We start from the raw sequence: 19,837 nt of genomic DNA, 5'->3' as shown, positions 1-19,837 counted from the left end.
TGCTCGTGATGGTCGTTTCATCGAGCGTGTAGGTTTCTTCAACCCAATCGCATCTGGTCAGGCTGAAGCACTGCGTCTGGACCTGGATCGCATTGAGCACTGGGTTGGTCTGGGTGCTACCGTTTCTGATCGCGTTCACGCGCTGATCAAAGACGCTAAGAAAGCAGCTTAATCTGTCGCGGTGGTGGCAATGAGCAAGCAACTCAAACCGGTAGCACCTAAGCAGCCGATTGTACTCGGTAAGATGGGGTCTACTTACGGCATCCGTGGTTGGCTCAGAGTGTTTTCATCCACCGAGAACGCCGAAAGCATATTTGACTATCAGCCCTGGTTAATCCAGCGCTCTGGTCAGTGGCAGTTTGTCGAGTTGGAAGACTGGAAACGCCACAGTCAGGATCTGATCATCAAGGTCAAAGGCATTGACGATCGGGATGCTGCGAATTTACTGACCAATTGCGAAATTGTCGTAGATTCCGAGCAGTTGCCTCCGCTGGAAGGCGATGATTACTACTGGAAAGACCTTATGGGCTGCCAGGTAGTCACCACTTCCGGATACGAGCTGGGTAAAGTCATCGATATGATGGAAACCGGTTCTAACGACGTAATGGTCGTGCGGGCAAACCTGAAAGATGCATTCGGTATGAAGGAGCGGTTGGTCCCGTTTCTTCATGGGCAGGTTATCAAGAAAGTCGATCTCGCCGCCAAGATTATCGAGGCTGAGTGGGATCCTGGTTTTTGACCTCCGGATTTAATGGTCGAAGCAAGTGGAATAACAAAATGGGGATTGGCTGGTGTTCATTGGTATCGTAAGCCTGTTTCCTGAGATGTTTCGCGCAATCACCGATTACGGGGTAACTAGCCGGGCAGTAAAAAATGGCCTGCTGAGCGTGCAGTGTTGGAGTCCGCGTGACTTCACCTACGACCGGCATCGTACCGTGGACGATCGCCCTTATGGCGGCGGCCCGGGAATGCTGATGATGGTGCAACCCTTGCGGGAAGCTATTCATGCAGCAAAAGCAGCGGCAGGCGAGGGAGCAAAGGTGATTTATCTGTCACCTCAGGGGCGCAAGCTGGATCAAACCGGTGTGCGCGAACTGGCGGCTAACCAGAAGATGATCCTGGTATGTGGCCGTTACGAAGGGATAGACGAGCGCGTGATCCAAACCGAAATTGACGAAGAATGGTCAATCGGCGACTACGTTCTCAGCGGCGGTGAACTACCGGCAATGACCCTGATAGACTCGGTCGCCCGCTTTATACCGGGTGTTCTGGGCCATCAGGCTTCGGCAGAAGAAGATTCTTTCGCTGAGGGATTGCTGGACTGCCCGCACTATACCCGCCCGGAGGTGTTAGAAGGGATGGAGGTTCCGCCAGTTCTGCTGTCGGGCAACCATGCCGAGATACGTCGCTGGCGCTTAAAGCAGTCGCTGGGCCGTACCTGGCTTAGAAGACCTGAACTTCTAGAAAGCCTAGCTCTGACTGACGAGCAAGAGGTGTTGCTGGCCGAGTTCCAACGGGAACATCGGGCTAAGTAACAGGACTATGAAGGGAACGTCTGAGCGTTGTCTCGACGAGACCGATATATCAGTTTACCTAGGGTAAGAGACATATTATGAGCAACATTATTAAGCAAATTGAACAAGAGCAGATGAAGCAAGACGTACCTGCATTCCGTCCGGGTGATTCCGTGGAAGTGAAGGTATGGGTCGTTGAAGGTACCAAAAAACGTCTGCAGGCATTCGAGGGCGTGGTTATCGCTATTCGTAACCGCGGTCTGCACTCTGCATTCACTGTTCGTAAGATTTCCAACGGCGAAGGTGTTGAGCGTGTATTCCAGACTCACTCCCCAGTAATCGACAGCATTACTGTTAAACGTCGTGGTGCCGTTCGTCAAGCCAAACTGTACTACCTGCGTGAACGTACTGGTAAGTCTGCTCGTATCAAAGAGCGTCTGAACCGCGTTAACTAACGCTGCATCCAAAAGTTAATAGTTATAAGGGGATTACCGTCATGGTAATCCCCTTTTTTTGTTGGGTGACACGTAGAACGGATGTCGTGATCTCCCAAGAAGGATAACAGTCGGTGTTAACTCCATTATCTAGCGAACTTGATGAGTGCTGGAGATCTGGTGGCAACAAGGCCGTCAGGGCTGGCTCTACTATGCGTACAACAGTAAAACAGTTGACGGCTGGCCTAAATGATCGGTTCACAGAGAACTGAAACTCCTGGCAGATTACTGATCCCGTTAACGTCACTTAATCATCGAGATGATAAGCGACGGCGACAGGGGCAGTTATCGCCGAAAGTACCTCCTCTACTGATTGGAACTATTACAATAGGGATCTACATGAGTCATAACATTTAATACTCTGTGATTCTCTAATACTCTCTTCCTTGCGTTGACAGCAATATCATGCCCTTCTTTAACTGATAAATGACTATCAATATCCAAGTGTACATCAACAATAATCAGGTCACCTACCTTCCTTGTTTTAAAATCATGAACACCCAACACTCCCTCCGTGGCTAATAATGTTGATTTTATTTCTTTCTCAGTATCACTATCGACCGCTTTGTCCATTAAGTCGTGCAGTGAATCTGACATAAATGAATATCCCATTTTGGCAACTATAAGGCCAACTATGAGTGCTGCAACAGGATCGAGGAATTTAAAGCCCAATAAATTACCAATAATCCCCAGAGCAACGACCAACGATGAGGCTGCATCAGAGCGTGCGTGCCAAGCATTAGCAACCAACATGCTTGACTTAACTCGCGTCGCTACGGCTAACATATACCTAAAAAGTAACTCTTTGAAAACTAATGCTATCAAGGCCACCCATAGCGCAATAATATGAACTTGAGGAATAGTATCAGGATTGTGGATTTTGTTGATCGCAGACCATAACATACCAAGGCCTACAATGAACAATAGAGAGCCTAGAATTAATGAAGCTCCATTCTCATACCGAAAGTGGCCATAATTATGATCCTCATCAGGTTCTTTTTTACTTTTATTATTTGCAACGATAACAACAAAATCTGCGATGAGATCTGAGAGTGAATGTATTCCATCCGCAATCAATCCCTGAGAACCGGAGAAGATCCCGGTAATAATCTGCCCCAATGTTAAGAAGCAATTAACAACTACACTTACCCATGTACTTTTTCGTGCGGCATGGAAACGCACATGAGATTCATTATTACTTTCATTAATCATTTTATCGTGTCTCATATCATCTTTCAGTGAATAACTAACAATGTACGGTTATTGAATGACAACTTTTATCTCCTTAAGGTCTTCTTAAGTTATGGCGGCTAGACTAACACCAATCGCAAGGGAGAAATGATGATTTTAAGATATTTAAATATGCCATCTGTCTACACTTGGCAAGAAAATTTTTACTGCTAGCCTTAAATCATGAAGTTGATAACTGATTGACTACTAGCATGTCTGTATCAAGCATAGCATCTTGATAAATAATTATATTAGCTAACGTTGAGTCAGAGAGTTACCGGTTAGCAGAAGGCGTACGAGTATTAATGAATTGACACCATCAATATTCCAGGGTGTTATTTTTGTGTTTAATTTCAATGGGATGTGGTTGGTTTTATCGTCTAACTCTCAATGTCGATTGGGTTAATGAAAATTCAAACTTTACTTGAATAGGATTAATAATGAAAAAAAAGTTTTCACCTAGCCAGATTTTATTTCATTGGGTTGTTCTTATTCTCATCGTACTCGCTTATGCTACCATGGAGCTAAAAGGAATTGCCCCTAAAGGGAGTAGTGCTCGAGAGTGGATTAAAACCCTTCACTATACATTCGGTTTGAGCGTTATGCTATTGATGTTATTACGTATAATTTTGAAGGTTATGCACAAGGATCCTGAGATTACGCCAACACCGCCACATTGGCAAATAGCGCTATCCAAGGCAGTACATGGCATTCTCTATCTTATGTTTATCAGCTTACCGCTACTTGGCGTCCTGTCTCTTTATTACGGCAAGGTTGAGTGGTCATTTTTCTCTTACGCTATGCCTGTAAGCAATGACCAGAGTAGTGATATGCAGCATACTTTGAAAGACATCCATGAGTTTATCGCGAATACAGGTTATTTCATCATAGGCCTTCATGCATTTGCTGCAATATTTCATCATTACATTATGCGGGATAATACGTTGATTAGAATGATCCCGTGGAAAAAGTGATGTTATAAACCCGTATTATCTTGCCAGTAAATGTGCGAGTAATGTGTTTTCCAGCAATACTGCTTCGGCTTGACTGATACCCAGTCATGACCTTTCCTTGTCCTTCACTACGGCGGCATCATTGCTGCCGTGGTTTTTCATATAGCGCGTGGTACGCAGTTTGGTGAACATGGCCGTTAGCTCCGCCGTTGGATTTTACATGGGGCATAACATAAGGCGTGCTGTCTGATGCCTACTTTGACACTAAAGAGTAGCCTTTGAACACTAACTGTCGTATTTATCCAATACGAAGAGGCACTGGTTTTTTTAAACTGCAGCCACTGACCATTGATTGGAGCGCATGCAATGCAATTTGCCTATACGATTTTATATGTTGATAACGTGCAGCAAACGATGGATTTCTATCATCGAGCCTTTGGCTTTGAGATCCATTGTTTGCATGAAAGCGGGGACTGGGGAGAATTGGCTACCGGCGCCACGCGGCTGTCATTTTGCTCAAGAGAGTTGCTGGCAGGGCAGGGCAAAAAGAGCGCTAAAAGTGATTATAATCATCCGGTGTTTGAAATTGCCTTCACTACCGACGATGTGCCGAAAGCGCTGAAAACGGCGCTGGATGCCGGTGCGGTGCTGGTCGAAGATATTCAGCACATGCCCTGGGGGCAAACGATATGCTATGTGGCAGATCCAGAGCATAACCTTGTCGAGATCTGTTCTGTAATGGCTTAATCGTAGCCTTCACCAAACGCCTGTTGCCAATGGGGATTGATACGGAATGCGGCAGGCGTGATCCCTAACCAATGCTGGAACTCCCTGTTCATGTGCGATTGGTCACAATAGCCACTGTTCAGCGCGATTTCTGTCAGGGGGATACATTCGCAGGCAGTTAGCACTGATGCAGTTCTTCTCATCCGTAATAGACGAAGCCAGAATAACGGGCTCTTGCCAGTTTTGTTCTTCACCAGCCGTTCCAGAGTACGAACGCTGATCCCCAACTCCTGGCTTGCCTGAGTCAGAGAGTTGGCAAGCCGTAACGACAGCAATGTTTCGGCAAGCTGCGTATCTACACGAACGGTATCGTGAATGATGGACTGTAATGTTGGATGGTCCGGTGTTAATCGGGAAGCGTTGAGGTAATGGAATAACTTGCCCTCATCGATAACACAATCTGGCTGAAACCGGAAACCCTCATAATGGTCCCCTGCAGCGCTTTCCACGCCATAGGCGCAGGTGTCGATCTCAGTGATCTTTATCTCCTGCCGCCCATTCCTGTCAGTCAGGAAAATTAAATCCCGACAGCCATCAGGAACAACAATTTGCCGTGTCGTTTTTGGCGAATGAAAACTCCAGTGTTCCAAGACCAACTGTTGCATTTGATCTCCCTATCATCTCAAAGACCCGGTTCTCCAAAGCTTACCATCTATTCGCCCTGGTTGGATTATCGTTATTCTGGTGGCATTGGTTTGAAACCAAGGGATTACCAGATGGTAACCCCTTTTTTCATTACATCGCGGCGGCGCGTTGTTTGCCTTCTTGCGGGTGCGGCTGCGCCGGAATGATGTCGCCGGGTGAAACGATGACCCGGGCCACGGATTCATGGGTGGCAAAGGTACAACTGCAGTTAATGTTACGGCATTGGTGATAGCGTTCTTTGGTCGATTCACTCAGATAGCGGCTGGAACGAGTGTGTGCCACGCTACCGCACAGTGGACAATGCATCATAGAGACCCCCTCTTGATAAAACGGTGAAAAACTATTCGTCAGCAATGCTCGAAAAAGTTACTGAGCGAGCTGTTCTTTCCCTGGGAAACTGGTGGTGTTCGGCGTGCTGAGACCTTTGAGGCACAGCTCACGTTCGGCGGCGCGGCGGCGTTCCAGCCCGCGATTTTTGACGCCATTGACATAAATCCAGCGTGGTAACTGATCGCAAGCCTGTTGCCATTGGCCATGGTTAAGGAAATAAACCAGGGTAGAGCGACAGGCGGCCCCCGTACCGACGTTAAAGGCAAACGCCATGACGGCATCATAAGTGGCCTGGGGCATCTGCTGTGGCAGGCATGCCGCCATGCGGCTCTCTACCCGGCGGATATCTTCCAGCAGGTTTTCCGCCGCTTGCACTGGCGTGATGGACTTACCTGGAATAACGCCGGCCGTATGGCCGACACCTTGCGTCCAAACCCCTGCTGAGCATTGATACGGGGTTAACTGGCACCCCTCAAAATCGGCAATCAGGTACAGCCCTTGTTCGGAAGTTTTAATTTGATTAGCCTGTGGCAGCAGCATGGCGATCGCCAGAATGGCCAGGGCGCTGCAACGCTTAACGATTGAATTCATCAAAAAGTCTCCGTGCTGCCGCATCGCGCTCGATGCTTTTGAGGATCTCCAGACTCTTGCGTCTGTAGTACCAATTAACCAGGAAGGTGCCGATCCCTACGGCCGCGCCGATCAGAAAGGCCACATCCTGCGGTGAGAGCTTGCCAAGCCAGGCGAGAAACAGCGCTGCGGAGTAGGTAATGAATGAGGTTAATCTCTCCATCCTATTAACCCCACATCTGCAGTCGCAGCGGATTGTTTTGTAGGATAACGCGACGGTCGGCCACGATAAGCGAGTCGATACTGGCCTCATTTGCCGGGTTTATCATGGTTTTTACCTTAGCAATAATTACTGTATATGCATACAGTATTAATCAAAATGCTAAAGTCGTCAAGCAAGGATAGGACTATTTTTAGCAAAATGGTCAATGCGGGGATGGGCATAAAAAAAGCCCATTAATTATGGGCTTAGATAAGGACTGCGCGGAGCTGTAAGACGAGATTACAAACCGTACACCAGCGTTACTGAAGTCGTGGTATCGGTATTTTTCGGTGCCGAGGCCGGTGGTTTGGTGTTGTAGACCACCGTGTAGGCCAGCCGTAGGGCGAAGTCGTTATTGATGGAGACGTTTAACGCAGTTTCGGAGTTAACGGTGGTTTCGTCGTTCGCCAAAGCGGACAGGCCTTCGGATAGGCGGGCCGTGTCTGTCAGCCTGTAGGAATAGTTGGCTGCGCCATAGGCCAGGGCGCGAGTGGTGCGGCCACCGCCGTGGTATTCATCATGGCGAACGCCTGGGCCGAATTCGACACGCAGGTCCTGGCGTGGGTCGCTAAAGATCTGGCGCCCGTAACCTCCGGTCAGCGTAGAACGTGAATCGTAACCGTTGTAACGATCGTTCAACCAGCCAACCTGGCCAAACATATAATTACGAGCCGTCAGATTATAACGGGTACGGCCACCGGCCTGGTATTTCTCCGAGGAGCGTACGTTGGAAGAGGTGGTATTGTTCGCCGAGCCCCACAGGCTGTAAGCCGTATCGCTGTTAAACCAGGTCATGGTGGTGTTGGCCAGCAGGTTTGAGTTCTGTGTGTTGCCGGACTGGGCGTTATAGCCAGCTTGAACATTACCATCAAACGGCTTCTTGGCGGTGGCCGGATCGTCCATCGCGGTGAAGAGGGTATTGTCGGCGAACACGGAAACACTGGTGAAGGCGGTCAAGCAGCTAAAAAACAGCGGAATGGCGCGACAAGCGCGTAAAGAGTGCATTTTGGATCCAGTAGTTAAGTGTGATTATAAGTGATAGCGGTCACATTATATCGATTTGCCGAGGGGACAAAAATAGGCCTGGTTAGCTTATGTTTTTAGTTTAAACAGGGGACTTATGCACTTTTCGTCTAGTGATACCGTTGGCTTTTTGCGGCGGTGTTAATAGCGGCAACGGGGATCGCCCGTTGCCGGCAGAAACGCGATTAAAGGAAGGTCATTACCAGCAGATAACCGGTGATGCAGGAGCACAGCACGCCGATCAGGCCAGGGATGATGAAGCTGTGGTTAATGATGAATTTACCGATGCGAGTGGTGCCAGAGCGGTCAAAACCGATGCAGGCCAGATCGCTTGGGTAGGTGGGCAACACGAAGTAACCATAGGCCGCCGGGAAGAAGGCCAGCAACATTTTAGGTTCGACACCTAACTGCAAGGCCATTGGTGCAACGGCGGCCAGGGCAGCGGCCTGGCTGTTAACCAGTTTGGAAACCAGGAACAAGACGATGGCGTATGTCCAGGGCTGGCTTTTCACCACGTCTTCCAGCACCACCTTCAACTCTCCCATATGTGCCTGGAAGAAGGTATCACTCATCCATGCCACACCGAATACCGAGAAGATGGCGACCATTCCCGCTTTGAACACGGCACCGTTGGCGATATCGCTAGGTTTGACTTTACAGCCCATCAGGATCACGGCGCCGGCAATCAGCATCATCATCTGGATCACCAGATTCATCGACAGCGGTTTCAATACGCCCTTGGCATCGGCAAAGGAAGGACGCAGATCGGCAAAGGCTCCGAGCATAACCACGATAGCGATAGCGCCGAAGAAGATCAGCGTTGACCAGTATGCCTGTTTGGGAAATGTTTGATTGAGCAGAGTTTCGGTGCCGCCATAGATATAGGTGCGCTGCTCCGGATCTTGGATCCTGGCCTGGAAATCCGCATCCTTATCCAGATCTTTGCCGCGACGCAGGCTCCACAATGCCGCCATCAATACGCCGACCAACGAAGCCGGGATCGAAACGGCCAGGATCTCCAGCAGCGAGTAGGCTTTGCCGATCCCATGACCGGCCGCAATGATCGAAACCAGTGATACCACGGCTACAGAAACCGGGGATGCGGTGATGGCCATCTGTGAGGCGACAGAGGCGACGGCCATAGGGCGTTCAGGGCGGATCCCTTTTTTGATGGCGATATCAGAAATGATCGGGAACATGGTGTAGACCACGTGGCCGGTACCGCACAGGAAGGTCAGCGTCCAGGTGGTAAAAGGGGCGAGTAAGGTGATGTGTTGTGGGTGGCGGCGCAGTAGCCGCTCGGCATATTGCATCATGACATTCAGACCGCCAGCGGTTTGTAACACCGAGGCGCAGCCGATCACCGCCAAAATGGTGAGCATGACATCTACTGGAGGTTTACCTGGTTCTAAACCGAATATAAAACACAGCAGAAATAAGCCAATGCCACTTATTAAGCCTAACCCCATACCGCCAAATCGGGTGCCGACTAATAGGCAGATAATAATAATTGCGAATTGCAATGTGATCATGAGAGTCCCTTGTCAGAAAGAAAAAACTGCTAGCGCTCATCGCTCCTCAATGCAGGCGGTACGGGCTCTGTCTTCGCAGAGTAACCCTAAAGAGGTGTGGGCGATTTATGCCATAGTTATTTATTTGGCGAGGGATAACTGTGAGGTTCCGCAATATTTATTCAATAGAGTGACTATTATTTCTGATATAGATTCAAATGAATAAAGAATGAAAATCAATTGCCAGTTAAATGTATGACAATTGTTTTATAGTTGTTTAATTTGGCAAGGGATAGGGCGGGTTTGCCAAGGAACTTGTTACCTGCGCGGCGTGGCATGCAGCGCTCCTACACGCAGCGTAGGCTGTTTTTTGAGCGCATGAGGACCAATGAATAACTTATTTTGGTGTTCAATTTTGTTTACATTGCGTAGATTTTAGGAGGGGTTCTGTTGGTGGTTTGTCGTTATGCTCTATTGTGGCATTAATTTAAAATCAAAATAAAACAATGAGTTAATTTGGTTTTTGTTTGTTGTGGCGGGTGATTCCCTTTCCTGTTTTGGATGGTAATTTTTTATTTACAGTAAATGGATTGAAAACTTTACAAAGAGTGGTTAAGGTAGCACCTGTAACGCTCAATGTTTTCACTACGCTCACGCATAACGGCAAACGACAGGAATAGCATCATGCAAAAAGACGCGCTCAACAACGTACATATCAGTGCAGAACAGGTTCTGATCACCCCGGAAGAGCTGAAGAACCAGTTCCCACTCAGTGCCAACGATGAAACGGAAATCGCTACGGCCCGCCAGACCATTGCCAATATCCTTAAAGGGCAAGATCACCGTCTGCTGGTGGTGTGTGGGCCATGTTCGATCCACGATCCTGATGCCGCGCTAGATTACGCGCGTCGTCTGAAAACCCTGTCGGCTGAATTGAGCGATCAGCTGTATATCGTTATGCGCGTCTATTTTGAAAAGCCAAGAACCACCGTCGGCTGGAAAGGCCTGATCAACGATCCGTATATGGATGGATCCTTCGATGTAGAAGCGGGTTTGCACATTGCGCGTCGCCTGCTGCTGGATCTGGTTGGTATGGGCCTGCCGTTGGCGACCGAAGCGTTGGATCCGAACAGTCCACAATACCTGGGCGATCTGTTCAGCTGGTCGGCGATCGGTGCGCGTACTACAGAATCTCAGACGCACCGCGAAATGGCTTCCGGCCTTTCAATGCCGGTGGGCTTCAAAAATGGTACGGATGGTAGCCTGGGCACGGCCATCAACGCGATGCGCGCAGCTTCCATGGCGCACCGTTTTGTCGGTATCAATCAGGCGGGTCAGGTTTGCCTGCTGCAAACTCAGGGTAACCCAGACGGCCATGTGATCCTGCGCGGCGGTAAAACGCCTAACTACAGCGCTGAGCACGTTGCCGCCTGCGAAAAACAGATGCAGGACGCGGGACTCCATCCGTCCTTGATGATAGATTGCAGCCATGGCAACTCAAATAAAGACTATCGCCGTCAGCCAGCGGTTGCCGAATCCGTAGTTGAGCAGATCAGAGCGGGTAACCGTTCGATCACCGGCATCATGCTGGAAAGCAATCTGCACGAGGGCAGCCAGTCTTCTGAACAGCCGCGTGTGGATATGCGCTACGGCGTATCGGTGACCGATGCCTGCATCAACTGGGAAAGCACGGAGACGCTGCTGCGCCAAATGCATCAGGATCTCGGCGCTGCGCTGATGGCACGCACTGGAGAGTAGTGAGTTATGGTGGCTGAACTGACCGCATTGCGCGATCAAATTGACGAAGTGGATAAAGCGCTGCTTGCCCTGTTGGCGAAACGCCTGGAGCTGGTAGCGGAAGTAGGGGAAGTCAAAAGCCACTACGGTTTACCGGTTTACGTACCTGAGCGCGAGGCGGCAATGCTGGCCTCTCGCCGCCAGGAAGCGGAAAGCCTCGGCGTTCCACCAGATTTGATCGAAGACGTGCTGCGCCGCGTGATGCGCGAATCCTACACCAGTGAGAACGATAAAGGCTTCAAAACGCTGTGCCCACAGCTGCGCCCTATCGTCATTATTGGCGGTAATGGCCAGATGGGCCGCCTGTTTAACCGGTTGCTGACGCTGTCGGGTTATCAGGTCAAAGTGTTGGATCAAGAGGATTGGCCGCAGGCGGATAGCCTGCTGGCGGATGCCGGGATGGTGATTGTCAGCGTGCCGATCCATATCACCGAGCAGGTAATCGCCCAACTGCCGCCGCTGCCGCAGGACTGTATTCTGGTCGATCTGGCTTCAGTGAAGAACCGGCCGTTACAGGCGATGCTGGCCGTACACAGCGGCCCGGTATTGGGGTTACACCCGATGTTTGGCCCGGATGTTGGCAGCGTGGCCAAACAGGTAGTGGTGTACTGCGATGGCCGTCAGCCGGAGGCCTACCAGTGGCTGCTGGAGCAGTTGCAGGTTTGGGGCGCACGTTTGCATCGTATCAGCGCCGTCGAACACGATCAGAACATGGCCTTTATCCAGGCGCTGCGCCACTTTGCTACTTTTGCTTACGGCCTGCATCTGGCTGAAGAGAACGTACAGCTGGAGCAGTTGCTGGCGCTCTCTTCGCCGATCTATCGGCTGGAGCTGGCGATGGTGGGGCGGCTATTTGCTCAGGATCCGCAGCTGTACGCCGATATCATCATGTCTTCGGAAGACAATATTCATCTGATCAAACGCTACTATCAGCGCTTTGGTGAGGCGATCAAGCTGCTTGAGCAGGGCGACAAACAAGCCTTTATTCAAAGCTTCCAGAAGGTGGAGCACTGGTTTGGTGATTATGCCCAGCGCTTCCTGGTTGAGAGCCGTTCCTTGCTGCGCCAGGCGAACGATAGCCGTCAATAGATGAAAAAGGGTTCGGCATAGCCGAACCCTTTTTGCGACTTAAGACGGATTGACCGGCACCACGTTTTCGCTTGGATAGCAGCCCAGCACTTTCAGCGAGCGGGTAATCGGTGTCAGCCCTTTCAACGCCTTCTCCATCGCGACAGAACGCAGGTTAGCCTGCACATCAATGTAAAACATCTCTTCCCATGGGTTACCGTTGATCGGGCGTGATTCCAGCTTGGTCATGATGATGCCATTGTCACGTAGCACCAACAGGGCTTCCACCAGAGCACCGGATTGTTGACCGGTGGCCATGATCAGCGTGGTTTTGGCCGGAACCTGCTCAGAAACCTCAATCGCCTTACGCGCCAGAATAATGAAGCGAGTGATGTTCTGCTGCTGATTTGCCAGGTTATGTTCCAGCACTTGCAGGTTGTACAGCGCACCACCGGCCTCGCTGCCCAACGCCGCAGCTTTTGGCGAATTCAGCTTGGCGACCTTCTCCATCGCGGCGGCGGTGCTTTCGCAATACTCAATCTTCCAGTGGGGATAGCGGTTCAAATACTGGCTGCACTGCTGGAAAGGTTGCGGGTGGCTATAAACGGTTTCGATCTGCTGCAGATCGGTGTCGCTGGCTACCAGCACGCAGTGATCGATTGGCAAGGTTAGTTCACCCACGATCGACAGGCTGGTATGTTGCAGCAGGTCGTACACATCGTTGATCGATCCGGAGCTGGTGTTCTCGATCGGCAAAATGGCGTAATCCGCCTGGCCGGTTTCCACCTGGGTAAAGATGTCCTGGAATTTCTGACAGCCGCATTCGATGAGCTGATCAAAATGGCGAGCGGCGTACTGGCGGGCGGCCAGATGTGAGTAAGAACCTTTTGGACCCAGGAAGGCAATGCGCGCGGAATGTTGGCTAGTCTGGTTAAGCTGGTGCTGCAACAGGGCCTGCTGGGTCAGCACGGAGTCTTCGATAATCAGCTGGAACAGGCGGGTGACGTAAAAGCCATCGAGGTCATAAGGTTTGGCCGCGCTGATCAAGGCGTCCAACAGATCGCGCTCACGCTCTTTATCGCGGATCGGGCGGTGCGAATGCAGTTTGGTTTTGCCCACCTCTACCGCCAGTTCACGGCGCTCTGCCAGCAGGGCCAGCAATTTCATATCCAGTGCGCTGATGCGTTCGCGCAGCACGAGTAACGGGTTATCAGTCATAATCAGCTTTGCCTTGTATTCTTCTAATCCCGTCGTCTTGCAAGCCGCAGCTTGAAGCCCAGCGGGGCGGGTTGTCAAATAGCCATAAAAAAAGCCCCCTGTTTGAGGAGGCTTGGTTGTTCGTCTTCGCATTCTTTCTCACACGACGAAACGCCTCCCAATCAGGGGAAGGTAAAAAAGAATGCGAAGAAAAACGGTTTACGGCTCATGGTGTTCCAAAATGTGTGTAAATCAGGGTTTAAAGTAACCGCTGGCTTTTCACTGTGTCAATAGAAACCGGCAGACAAAAAACGCGCCCTCGGGCGCGTTTGATGTGAAACAATCACTTGCAGAGTTATTCCTCTTCTTCCTGCGTGATTACCGGAGCCAGGTCTTTCACGCTGGCATAAGCGCGGCGTGCCTCGCTCTTGTGTTGTACCTTGTTCAGCTGACGCTCAAGTTTGGCAATCAGGTCATTCACGGCGGTATACATGTCTTCATGTTTGGCGCTGGCAACCAGCGGACCGTTAGGCGTGGTAATGGTAGCGTCGACGGCAAACCCTTTAGGTTCTTTAGATAAGACAATGTGTGGGTTGATCAGCTGCGCCTGCCACTTTTCCAGTTTACTGAGACGGTCTTCGACATGATTACGGATTGCGGGGGTGATATCCATTTGTTTGCTGGTAATGTTGAGTGTCATATAACTTACCTCTCTGTCTTTCCGTCTTGGATAGATTCAGCATACCGCTCTTTTTGCCGAAATGCGTGATGTAAAACACAAATTTTTGTCACTTTTTGCAAAGTTAGTTCAATCTGTGATTTAGCGTCTGAAACCGCCATCTAACACTTGAGTCTTGGCAGCAGAACGCGCATTATCGATAGGTTAACCGGTGGTAAAGCCTTGCTAACACCGTGTTTTTGCTTGTGTATTTATCCTGAAAATGGCCGAATTTGCAGCAAATGAAAACGGCAGCCGAAGCTGCCGTTTTGTTTTTCTGCCCATCTTAAAGACTCAAGACGCGTTGGCGGCGATGATTTTCGCTACCTTGTCGGCCTGAGCATTCAATTGCAATTGGCGATAGGCGTTTTCCATCAGCGGCAGTGCATCGCGGGTCGCTTTGGTATCTGGGAATTCACGCATCATCTGCTCAACGCGATTAACTACCGCGACGTAAGCGCCACGTTTAGTGTAGTATTCCGCCACTGAGAGCTCGTACTTGGATAGACGGTCCTTCAGGAATACCAGACGCTTGTAGGCATCGGTCGCGTATTGGCTGTTCGGATACTGCTGGATCAGCTGGCTGAAGTCGCGGAATGCGGCGCGGGCATGCTGTGGATCGCGGTCAGAACGGTCAACCCCGAAGAAGCCTTGCAGTGCACTGTCATCCAACGCCATATCTGTCAGACCGCGCATGTACATGACGTAGTCAATGTTCGGATGCGTTGGGTTCAGGCGCATAAAGCGATCGATAGAGGCCTGTGCCAAAGGTAAATCGGCAGATTTATAGTAGGCATAAATCAGATCCAATTGGACCTGCTGAGAGTACGGCCCGAATGGATAGCGGTTATCTAACGCTTCGAGTTGCGTAATCGCGCCCTTAAAGTTACCGTCCTGCAGTTTTTGCTGGGCAGTAGCATAGATTTCCGAAGGCGGGCTGTCGGGAACCGTATCCTTGGATGTGGAGCAACCTGCCAGCGCCAGGCTCAACGTGGCTGCCGCCACCAGATATTTCATACGCGTCATGACGTTTAGATTATCCTCAGGGTGTTATTTTGGGAGACTGTCCGTTAAGCTCCCGACAAAAGACCAGTTACAATAGCACATTATATTAAACGGCATCGCCGTGAAAACCCAACGTTAACGAAGAAGCTGCATATGGCACAACAAGTACAACTCACCGCAACGGTGGCCGAAACTCAACTCGGACAACGTTTAGATCAGGCTTTGGCCGAATTGTTCCCTGATTATTCAAGATCTCGCATAAAAGAATGGATCCTGGAAGACAGGGTACAGGTCAATGGCAAAACGATAAACAAGCCGAAAGAGAAGGTACTGGGGGGAGAGACGGTCGCCATTGATGCACAGATTGAAGAAGAGGCCCGTTGGGAACCGCAAGACATCCCGCTGGATATCGTCTATGAAGACGCCGATATTCTGGTGATCAACAAGCCTCGCGGTCTGGTGGTGCACCCAGGTGCGGGTAATCCGGATGGGACGGTGCTTAATGCATTGTTACATTATTTCCCGGAGATTGCCGACGTACCGCGTGCCGGTATCGTTCACCGTTTGGACAAAGATACCACCGGCCTGATGGTGGTTGCCAAAACCGTTCCCGCGCAAACCCGTCTGGTAGAGGCATTGCAGGAGCGTGAGATCACCCGTGAATATGAAGCGGTGGCGATCGGCACCATGACCGCGGGTGGCACGGTGGAGCAACCTATTGCCCGCCACTCCACCAAACGTACTCACATGGCCGTGCACCCAATGGGCAAACCTGCGGTGACTCATTACCGCATTATGGAACATTTCCGCGCCCATACCCGTTTGCGCTTGCGCCTGGAAACCGGCCGTACGCACCAGATCCGTGTGCATATGGCGTATATCGACCATCCGCTGGTGGGCGATCAACTCTACGGTGGCCGTCCACGTCCGCCAAAAGGGGCATCAGAGGCCTTTATCAACACGTTGCGCGGCTTTGACCGTCAGGCACTGCATGCAACTATGTTGCGCCTGTATCATCCGATCAGCGGTATCCAGATGGAATGGCATGCGCCAATCCCACAGGATATGGTCGATCTGATCAACGCGCTGAAGCTCGATACCGAAGAATTCAAAGATCAGATGGATTGGTAATGAGTTCGCTGATTGTACCCGATTGGCCGCTGCCTGCAGGGGTAACAGCCTGCAGCTCCACTCGTCATGGCGGTGTCAGCCTTCCCCCCTACGACTCGCTGAACCTCGGTGAGCATGTTGGTGATGATGCACAGGCCGTGGCGTGTAACCGCCAATGCCTGGTAACGGCGGCTGGCTTGCCTCAGATGCCACTGTGGCTGGAGCAGGTACATGGCACTCGTGTACTGACGCTTGATGGCCAAACGCCTGAAGATTTGCGCGCCGATGCGGTTTACAGCAATGTGGCCGGGTTGGTCTGCGCGGTGATGACGGCGGATTGCCTGCCGGTGCTGTTTGCTTCACAAGCAGGTGATGAAGTTGCCGCCGCGCATGCCGGTTGGCGTGGCTTATGTCATGGCGTGCTGGAAAATACCGTGGCGCGCTTTGCTGCGGCACCAGAAAACATCACTGCCTGGCTAGGCCCGGCGATCGGCCCAAACCGGTTCGAAGTTGGGGCTGAAGTGCGTGCGGCATTTATGGATATTGATAGCGCCGCCGCTGCCGCTTTTACTCCCCATGGTGAAAAATTCCTCGCAGACCTCTATCTTTTGGCTCGCCAGCGCCTTCAACGTGCTGGTATTTTCGCCATTTATGGCGGTAATCGTTGCACAATGAACGAAATGAGTCATTTTTTCTCCTATCGGCGCGACGGAACAACCGGACGTATGGCAAGTTTGATCTGGGTGAGATAACCTACTGCCCTAGGACGATCCACTGATGCATGACGTTGTACTCATAATATAGTGTCGAGATAACCTTGAAAATTTGAGGGATGACCTCATTTAATCTCCAGTAGCAATTTTGACCTACATTGGAGGTGTTATGCGTCTGGATCGTCTTACTAACAAATTCCAGCTTGCCCTCGCCGATGCCCAATCTTTGGCCCTTGGGCGCGACAATCAATTTATTGAACCGTTACATCTGATGAGCGCCCTGCTCAATCAGGATGGGGGCACGGTTCGCCCATTACTGACTTCTGCCGGGATTGATGCTGCGCGAGTGCGTACCGACATCGATCAGGCATTGTCTCGTCTGCCGCAGGTCGAAGGTACCGGTGGGGATGTTCAACCCTCACATGAACTGGTACGCGTCCTCAACCTTTGCGACAAGCTGGCGCAAAAGCGGGCAGACAAATTTATTTCATCCGAGCTGTTTGTGCTGGCGGTGCTTGAAGATCGCGGTAATTTGACCGATCTGCTGAAAGCGGCCGGTGCCACAGCGGACAAAATAGCCAAAGCCATTGAGCAAATGCGGGGAGGAGACAGCGTGGATGACCAAGGTGCTGAAGATCAGCGTCAGGCTCTGAAAAAATACACTATCGATCTCACTGAGCGTGCAGAACAAGGCAAGCTTGATCCGGTGATTGGCCGTGATGAAGAGATCCGCCGCACCATTCAGGTGCTGCAACGCCGTACCAAAAACAACCCGGTACTGATTGGTGAGCCTGGTGTCGGTAAAACCGCCATCGTTGAAGGCTTGGCTCAGCGCATTATCAACGGTGAAGTTCCCGAAGGGCTGAAGCATAAACGCGTGCTTTCCCTGGATATGGGCGCGTTGATTGCCGGGGCGAAATACCGGGGCGAATTTGAAGAACGCCTGAAGGCGGTGCTGAGCGATCTTTCCAAACAGGAAGGCAGCGTCATCCTGTTCATCGATGAGCTGCATACCATGGTGGGTGCCGGTAAAGCTGATGGCGCGATGGATGCTGGCAATATGCTCAAACCCGCGCTTGCCCGTGGGGAACTGCACTGCGTAGGGGCGACCACGCTAAACGAGTATCGCCAATATATAGAGAAGGATGCTGCGCTGGAGCGCCGCTTCCAGAAAGTCTATGTCGCGGAACCGAGCGTGGAAGACACCATCGCCATCCTGCGTGGCCTGAAAGAACGCTATGAGCTGCATCACCACGTACAGATCACGGACCCGGCGATCGTAGCGGCGGCAACGCTGTCGCACCGCTATGTTTCCGACCGTCAGTTGCCGGATAAGGCCATCGACTTGATCGATGAGGCCGCCTCCAGCATTCGTATGCAGATGGACTCTAAACCGGAATCGCTCGATCGCCTGGAGCGCCGCATCATCCAGTTGAAACTGGAAGAGCAGGCACTGAACAAGGAATCGGATGACGCCAGCAAGAAACGCCTGGAAATGCTGAGTAGCGAGCTGGAGCAGAAAGAGCGCGAATACTCAGAACTGGAAGAAGAGTGGAAAGCGGAAAAGGCTTCGCTGTCTGGTACCCAGAATATCAAGGCGGAACTGGAACAGGCCAAGATCACGCTGGAGCAGGCGCGCCGCGTAGGTGACCTTGGGCGCATGTCTGAACTGCAGTATGGCAAAATCCCTGAGCTGGAAAAACAGCTTGAGGCGGCCACGCAGGCAGAAGGCAAGACCATGAAGCTGCTGCGTAACCGCGTTACCGACGCCGAAATCGCTGAAGTATTGGCGAAAGCGACCGGTATCCCGGTGGCCAGAATGCTGGAAGGTGAGCGCGACAAGCTGCTGCGTCTTGAGCAGGAACTGCACTCACGGGTGATTGGCCAGGATGAAGCGGTGAACGCGGTGTCCAATGCCATTCGCCGTAGCCGTGCCGGTCTTTCCGATCCTAACCGGCCGATCGGTTCATTCCTGTTCCTGGGGCCTACCGGGGTGGGTAAAACCGAACTGTGTAAGGCGTTGGCTGGGTTCCTGTTCGACAGTGATGACGCGATGGTGCGTATCGACATGTCCGAGTTTATGGAGAAACACTCCGTATCGCGGCTGGTGGGTGCACCTCCGGGTTATGTCGGTTATGAAGAGGGCGGTTATCTGACAGAAGCGGTGCGCCGTCGTCCGTATTCCGTGATCCTGCTGGATGAAGTGGAAAAAGCGCACCCAGATGTGTTCAACATCCTGTTGCAGGTGTTGGATGACGGACGTCTGACAGACGGACAAGGTCGTACCGTTGATTTCCGTAATACGGTGGTGATCATGACTTCTAACCTGGGTTCCGATCTGATCCAGGAGCATTTCGGTCAGATGAGCTATCCACAGATGAAGGAATCGGTCATGGAGATGGTGAGTCAACATTTCCGTCCGGAATTCATCAACCGTATCGACGAAGTGGTGGTGTTCCATCCGCTCGGCCAGAAACATATCGCGCAGATTGCCAAGATCCAGTTGGCACGTCTGTACCAGCGTCTGGAAGAGCGCGGCTACGAAGTCAGCATCACGGAACCGGCTTTGGAGCTGTTGGGCAAAACGGGTTACGACCCTGTGTATGGTGCGCGGCCGTTGAAACGCGCTATCCAGCAGGAAATCGAAAACCCGCTGGCACAGCAAATCTTGTCTGGCAAGTTGATCCCAGGCAAACCGGTGACGCTGGACGTGGAAAACGACCATATCGTTGCCAAGCAATAAAAGTAGCTGTTGGTAGCTATATAGAAGGGGGCGGTTTTTACCGCCCCCTTTTCTTTGGCTTTAGCCTGGTTGACGGGTTTTCTTCGAGCAAAACTCTTAAAACCTTCCTTTTTTGCTCAATAAATACCCATAAATGACGTTTTGGCTGGTTTTTTGAACGCTTGAAAG

Annotated in this window: 22 protein-coding genes and 1 other annotated feature; of the genes, 11 read left to right on the top strand and 11 right to left on the bottom strand. The window is 51.2% G+C overall.

Annotation, left to right across the window (positions count from 1 at the left end):
• The 4 genes from rpsP to rplS all read left to right on the top strand — a co-directional run.
• Nucleotides 1-172, top strand: a 172-nt coding sequence (rpsP, locus tag N6G83_RS52890) for a 30S ribosomal protein S16 (protein ID WP_260524351.1), incomplete at its 5' end; no start/stop codon positions are given.
• 18 nt (nt 173-190) lie between these two features.
• Nucleotides 191-739, top strand: coding sequence for a ribosome maturation factor RimM (gene rimM, locus N6G83_RS52885; protein WP_021182184.1), 549 nt, complete (start codon nt 191-193; stop codon nt 737-739).
• A 52-nt stretch (nt 740-791) separates the two neighbouring features.
• Nucleotides 792-1,535 (top strand): tRNA (guanosine(37)-N1)-methyltransferase TrmD, encoded by a 744-nt coding sequence (gene trmD, locus N6G83_RS52880; protein ID WP_021182185.1) that lies wholly within the window; start codon nt 792-794, stop codon nt 1,533-1,535.
• 77 nt (nt 1,536-1,612) lie between these two features.
• On the top strand, nt 1,613-1,969 hold the full coding sequence (gene rplS / locus N6G83_RS52875) for a 50S ribosomal protein L19 (RefSeq protein ID WP_024485183.1): 357 nt from the start codon (nt 1,613-1,615) through the stop codon (nt 1,967-1,969).
• Nucleotides 1,970-2,314: 345 nt separating this feature from the next.
• Here rplS and N6G83_RS52870 read toward each other — a convergent pair whose 3' ends face one another.
• Nucleotides 2,315-3,235, bottom strand: coding sequence for a cation diffusion facilitator family transporter (locus tag N6G83_RS52870; RefSeq protein ID WP_024530733.1), 921 nt, complete (start codon nt 3,233-3,235; stop codon nt 2,315-2,317).
• 443 nt (nt 3,236-3,678) lie between these two features.
• Between N6G83_RS52870 and cybB the strand changes: the two genes are divergently transcribed.
• A complete protein-coding gene (cybB, locus tag N6G83_RS52865; protein ID WP_211136063.1) occupies nt 3,679-4,212 on the top strand; it encodes a cytochrome b561 in 534 nt (177 codons plus the stop codon).
• A 345-nt stretch (nt 4,213-4,557) separates the two neighbouring features.
• Nucleotides 4,558-4,938 (top strand): VOC family protein, encoded by a 381-nt coding sequence (locus N6G83_RS52860; protein WP_074032104.1) that lies wholly within the window; start codon nt 4,558-4,560, stop codon nt 4,936-4,938.
• Here the strand turns inward: N6G83_RS52860 and N6G83_RS52855 are convergent.
• From N6G83_RS52855 to N6G83_RS52830, 6 genes are all read right to left on the bottom strand, one after another.
• Nucleotides 4,935-5,582: a helix-turn-helix domain-containing protein gene (locus N6G83_RS52855; protein ID WP_211136062.1), complete on the bottom strand. Its 648-nt coding sequence runs from the start codon at nt 5,580-5,582 to the stop codon at nt 4,935-4,937. The genes N6G83_RS52860 and N6G83_RS52855 overlap by 4 nt on opposite strands.
• A 130-nt stretch (nt 5,583-5,712) precedes the next feature.
• Nucleotides 5,713-5,931, bottom strand: a complete 219-nt coding sequence (locus tag N6G83_RS52850) for an ogr/Delta-like zinc finger family protein (protein ID WP_025120391.1) — start codon at nt 5,929-5,931, stop codon at nt 5,713-5,715.
• Nucleotides 5,932-5,988: 57 nt separating this feature from the next.
• The gene (locus tag N6G83_RS52845; RefSeq protein ID WP_074032105.1) at nt 5,989-6,543 is read right to left on the bottom strand and encodes a lysozyme; all 555 of its coding nucleotides are present in this window, start codon (nt 6,541-6,543) and stop codon (nt 5,989-5,991) included.
• Nucleotides 6,527-6,745, bottom strand: coding sequence for an HP1 family phage holin (locus N6G83_RS52840; protein ID WP_024530738.1), 219 nt, complete (start codon nt 6,743-6,745; stop codon nt 6,527-6,529). The genes N6G83_RS52845 and N6G83_RS52840 overlap by 17 nt, the downstream gene beginning before the upstream one ends.
• 279 nt (nt 6,746-7,024) lie before the next feature.
• A complete protein-coding gene (locus N6G83_RS52835) occupies nt 7,025-7,789 on the bottom strand; it encodes a YdiY family protein (protein WP_024530739.1) in 765 nt (254 codons plus the stop codon).
• A gap of 203 nt (nt 7,790-7,992) precedes the next feature.
• Nucleotides 7,993-9,339, bottom strand: a complete 1,347-nt coding sequence (locus tag N6G83_RS52830; RefSeq protein ID WP_024530740.1) for an anaerobic C4-dicarboxylate transporter — start codon at nt 9,337-9,339, stop codon at nt 7,993-7,995.
• A gap of 663 nt (nt 9,340-10,002) precedes the next feature.
• Between N6G83_RS52830 and N6G83_RS52825 the strand changes: the two genes are divergently transcribed.
• Nucleotides 10,003-11,076, top strand: a complete 1,074-nt coding sequence (locus N6G83_RS52825) for a 3-deoxy-7-phosphoheptulonate synthase (RefSeq protein WP_065686941.1) — start codon at nt 10,003-10,005, stop codon at nt 11,074-11,076.
• A 6-nt stretch (nt 11,077-11,082) separates the two neighbouring features.
• Nucleotides 11,083-12,204, top strand: a complete 1,122-nt coding sequence (tyrA, locus tag N6G83_RS52820) for a bifunctional chorismate mutase/prephenate dehydrogenase (protein ID WP_065686940.1) — start codon at nt 11,083-11,085, stop codon at nt 12,202-12,204.
• Nucleotides 12,205-12,243: 39 nt separating this feature from the next.
• Here the strand turns inward: tyrA and pheA are convergent, their stop codons facing one another.
• From pheA to bamD, 4 genes are all read right to left on the bottom strand, one after another.
• Nucleotides 12,244-13,401 carry a bifunctional chorismate mutase/prephenate dehydratase gene (gene pheA, locus N6G83_RS52815; RefSeq protein ID WP_021182196.1) on the bottom strand — a complete coding sequence of 386 codons (1,158 nt, stop codon included), beginning with the start codon at nt 13,399-13,401 and terminating at the stop codon, nt 12,244-12,246.
• 84 nt (nt 13,402-13,485) lie between these two features.
• Nucleotides 13,486-13,611 (bottom strand) — a sequence feature (Phe leader region).
• Nucleotides 13,563-13,610, bottom strand: a complete 48-nt coding sequence (pheL, locus tag N6G83_RS52810; RefSeq protein WP_192958309.1) for a pheA operon leader peptide PheL — start codon at nt 13,608-13,610, stop codon at nt 13,563-13,565. Its footprint overlaps the feature before it by 48 nt.
• Nucleotides 13,612-13,735: 124 nt before the next feature.
• Complete coding sequence (raiA, locus tag N6G83_RS52805; RefSeq protein WP_021182197.1) at nt 13,736-14,080, bottom strand: ribosome-associated translation inhibitor RaiA; 345 nt, start codon at nt 14,078-14,080, stop codon at nt 13,736-13,738.
• Between the two features lie 312 nt (nt 14,081-14,392).
• Nucleotides 14,393-15,124: an outer membrane protein assembly factor BamD gene (gene bamD / locus N6G83_RS52800; protein WP_021808131.1), complete on the bottom strand. Its 732-nt coding sequence runs from the start codon at nt 15,122-15,124 to the stop codon at nt 14,393-14,395.
• Between the two features lie 132 nt (nt 15,125-15,256).
• On the opposite strand from bamD, the gene rluD reads away from it, so the two are divergent.
• The 3 genes from rluD to clpB all read left to right on the top strand — a co-directional run bounded on the left by rluD (nt 15,257) and on the right by clpB (nt 19,669).
• Nucleotides 15,257-16,234 carry a 23S rRNA pseudouridine(1911/1915/1917) synthase RluD gene (gene rluD, locus N6G83_RS52795; protein WP_065686938.1) on the top strand — a complete coding sequence of 326 codons (978 nt, stop codon included), beginning with the start codon at nt 15,257-15,259 and terminating at the stop codon, nt 16,232-16,234.
• Entirely contained in the window at nt 16,234-16,965 is a 732-nt protein-coding gene (gene yfiH / locus N6G83_RS52790) for a purine nucleoside phosphorylase YfiH (protein WP_211136061.1), read from the top strand. Before rluD ends, yfiH begins: the two co-directional genes overlap by 1 nt.
• Nucleotides 16,966-17,095: 130 nt before the next feature.
• On the top strand, nt 17,096-19,669 hold the full coding sequence (clpB, locus tag N6G83_RS52785; RefSeq protein ID WP_021808129.1) for an ATP-dependent chaperone ClpB: 2,574 nt from the start codon (nt 17,096-17,098) through the stop codon (nt 19,667-19,669).
• Nucleotides 19,670-19,837 lie beyond the last annotated feature (168 nt).

It is taken from the genome of Serratia sp. PL7, from assembly GCF_945957435.1.
Note: the sequence above shows the minus strand (reverse complement) of the source record. Positions and strands in the feature narration are given on the sequence as shown.

Bases quoted from the DNA above. Each gene is read 5' to 3' on its own strand.
- cybB (WP_211136063.1), top strand. From the start codon at position 3,679: ATGAAAAAAAAGTTTTCACCTAGCCAGATTTTATTTCATTGGGTTGTT.
- N6G83_RS52825 (WP_065686941.1), top strand. From the start codon at position 10,003: ATGCAAAAAGACGCGCTCAACAACGTACATATCAGTGCAGAACAGGTT.
- N6G83_RS52830 (WP_024530740.1), bottom strand. From the start codon at position 9,339: ATGATCACATTGCAATTCGCAATTATTATTATCTGCCTATTAGTCGGC.
- N6G83_RS52835 (WP_024530739.1), bottom strand. From the start codon at position 7,789: ATGCACTCTTTACGCGCTTGTCGCGCCATTCCGCTGTTTTTTAGCTGC.
- N6G83_RS52860 (WP_074032104.1), top strand. From the start codon at position 4,558: ATGCAATTTGCCTATACGATTTTATATGTTGATAACGTGCAGCAAACG.
- N6G83_RS52870 (WP_024530733.1), bottom strand. From the start codon at position 3,235: ATGAGACACGATAAAATGATTAATGAAAGTAATAATGAATCTCATGTG.
- clpB (WP_021808129.1), top strand. From the start codon at position 17,096: ATGCGTCTGGATCGTCTTACTAACAAATTCCAGCTTGCCCTCGCCGAT.
- raiA (WP_021182197.1), bottom strand. From the start codon at position 14,080: ATGACACTCAACATTACCAGCAAACAAATGGATATCACCCCCGCAATC.
- N6G83_RS52840 (WP_024530738.1), bottom strand. From the start codon at position 6,745: ATGGAGAGATTAACCTCATTCATTACCTACTCCGCAGCGCTGTTTCTC.
- N6G83_RS52855 (WP_211136062.1), bottom strand. From the start codon at position 5,582: ATGCAACAGTTGGTCTTGGAACACTGGAGTTTTCATTCGCCAAAAACG.
- pheA (WP_021182196.1), bottom strand. From the start codon at position 13,401: ATGACTGATAACCCGTTACTCGTGCTGCGCGAACGCATCAGCGCACTG.
- yfiH (WP_211136061.1), top strand. From the start codon at position 16,234: ATGAGTTCGCTGATTGTACCCGATTGGCCGCTGCCTGCAGGGGTAACA.
- rluD (WP_065686938.1), top strand. From the start codon at position 15,257: ATGGCACAACAAGTACAACTCACCGCAACGGTGGCCGAAACTCAACTC.
- tyrA (WP_065686940.1), top strand. From the start codon at position 11,083: ATGGTGGCTGAACTGACCGCATTGCGCGATCAAATTGACGAAGTGGAT.
- rimM (WP_021182184.1), top strand. From the start codon at position 191: ATGAGCAAGCAACTCAAACCGGTAGCACCTAAGCAGCCGATTGTACTC.
- N6G83_RS52850 (WP_025120391.1), bottom strand. From the start codon at position 5,931: ATGATGCATTGTCCACTGTGCGGTAGCGTGGCACACACTCGTTCCAGC.
- bamD (WP_021808131.1), bottom strand. From the start codon at position 15,124: ATGACGCGTATGAAATATCTGGTGGCGGCAGCCACGTTGAGCCTGGCG.
- rplS (WP_024485183.1), top strand. From the start codon at position 1,613: ATGAGCAACATTATTAAGCAAATTGAACAAGAGCAGATGAAGCAAGAC.
- N6G83_RS52845 (WP_074032105.1), bottom strand. From the start codon at position 6,543: ATGAATTCAATCGTTAAGCGTTGCAGCGCCCTGGCCATTCTGGCGATC.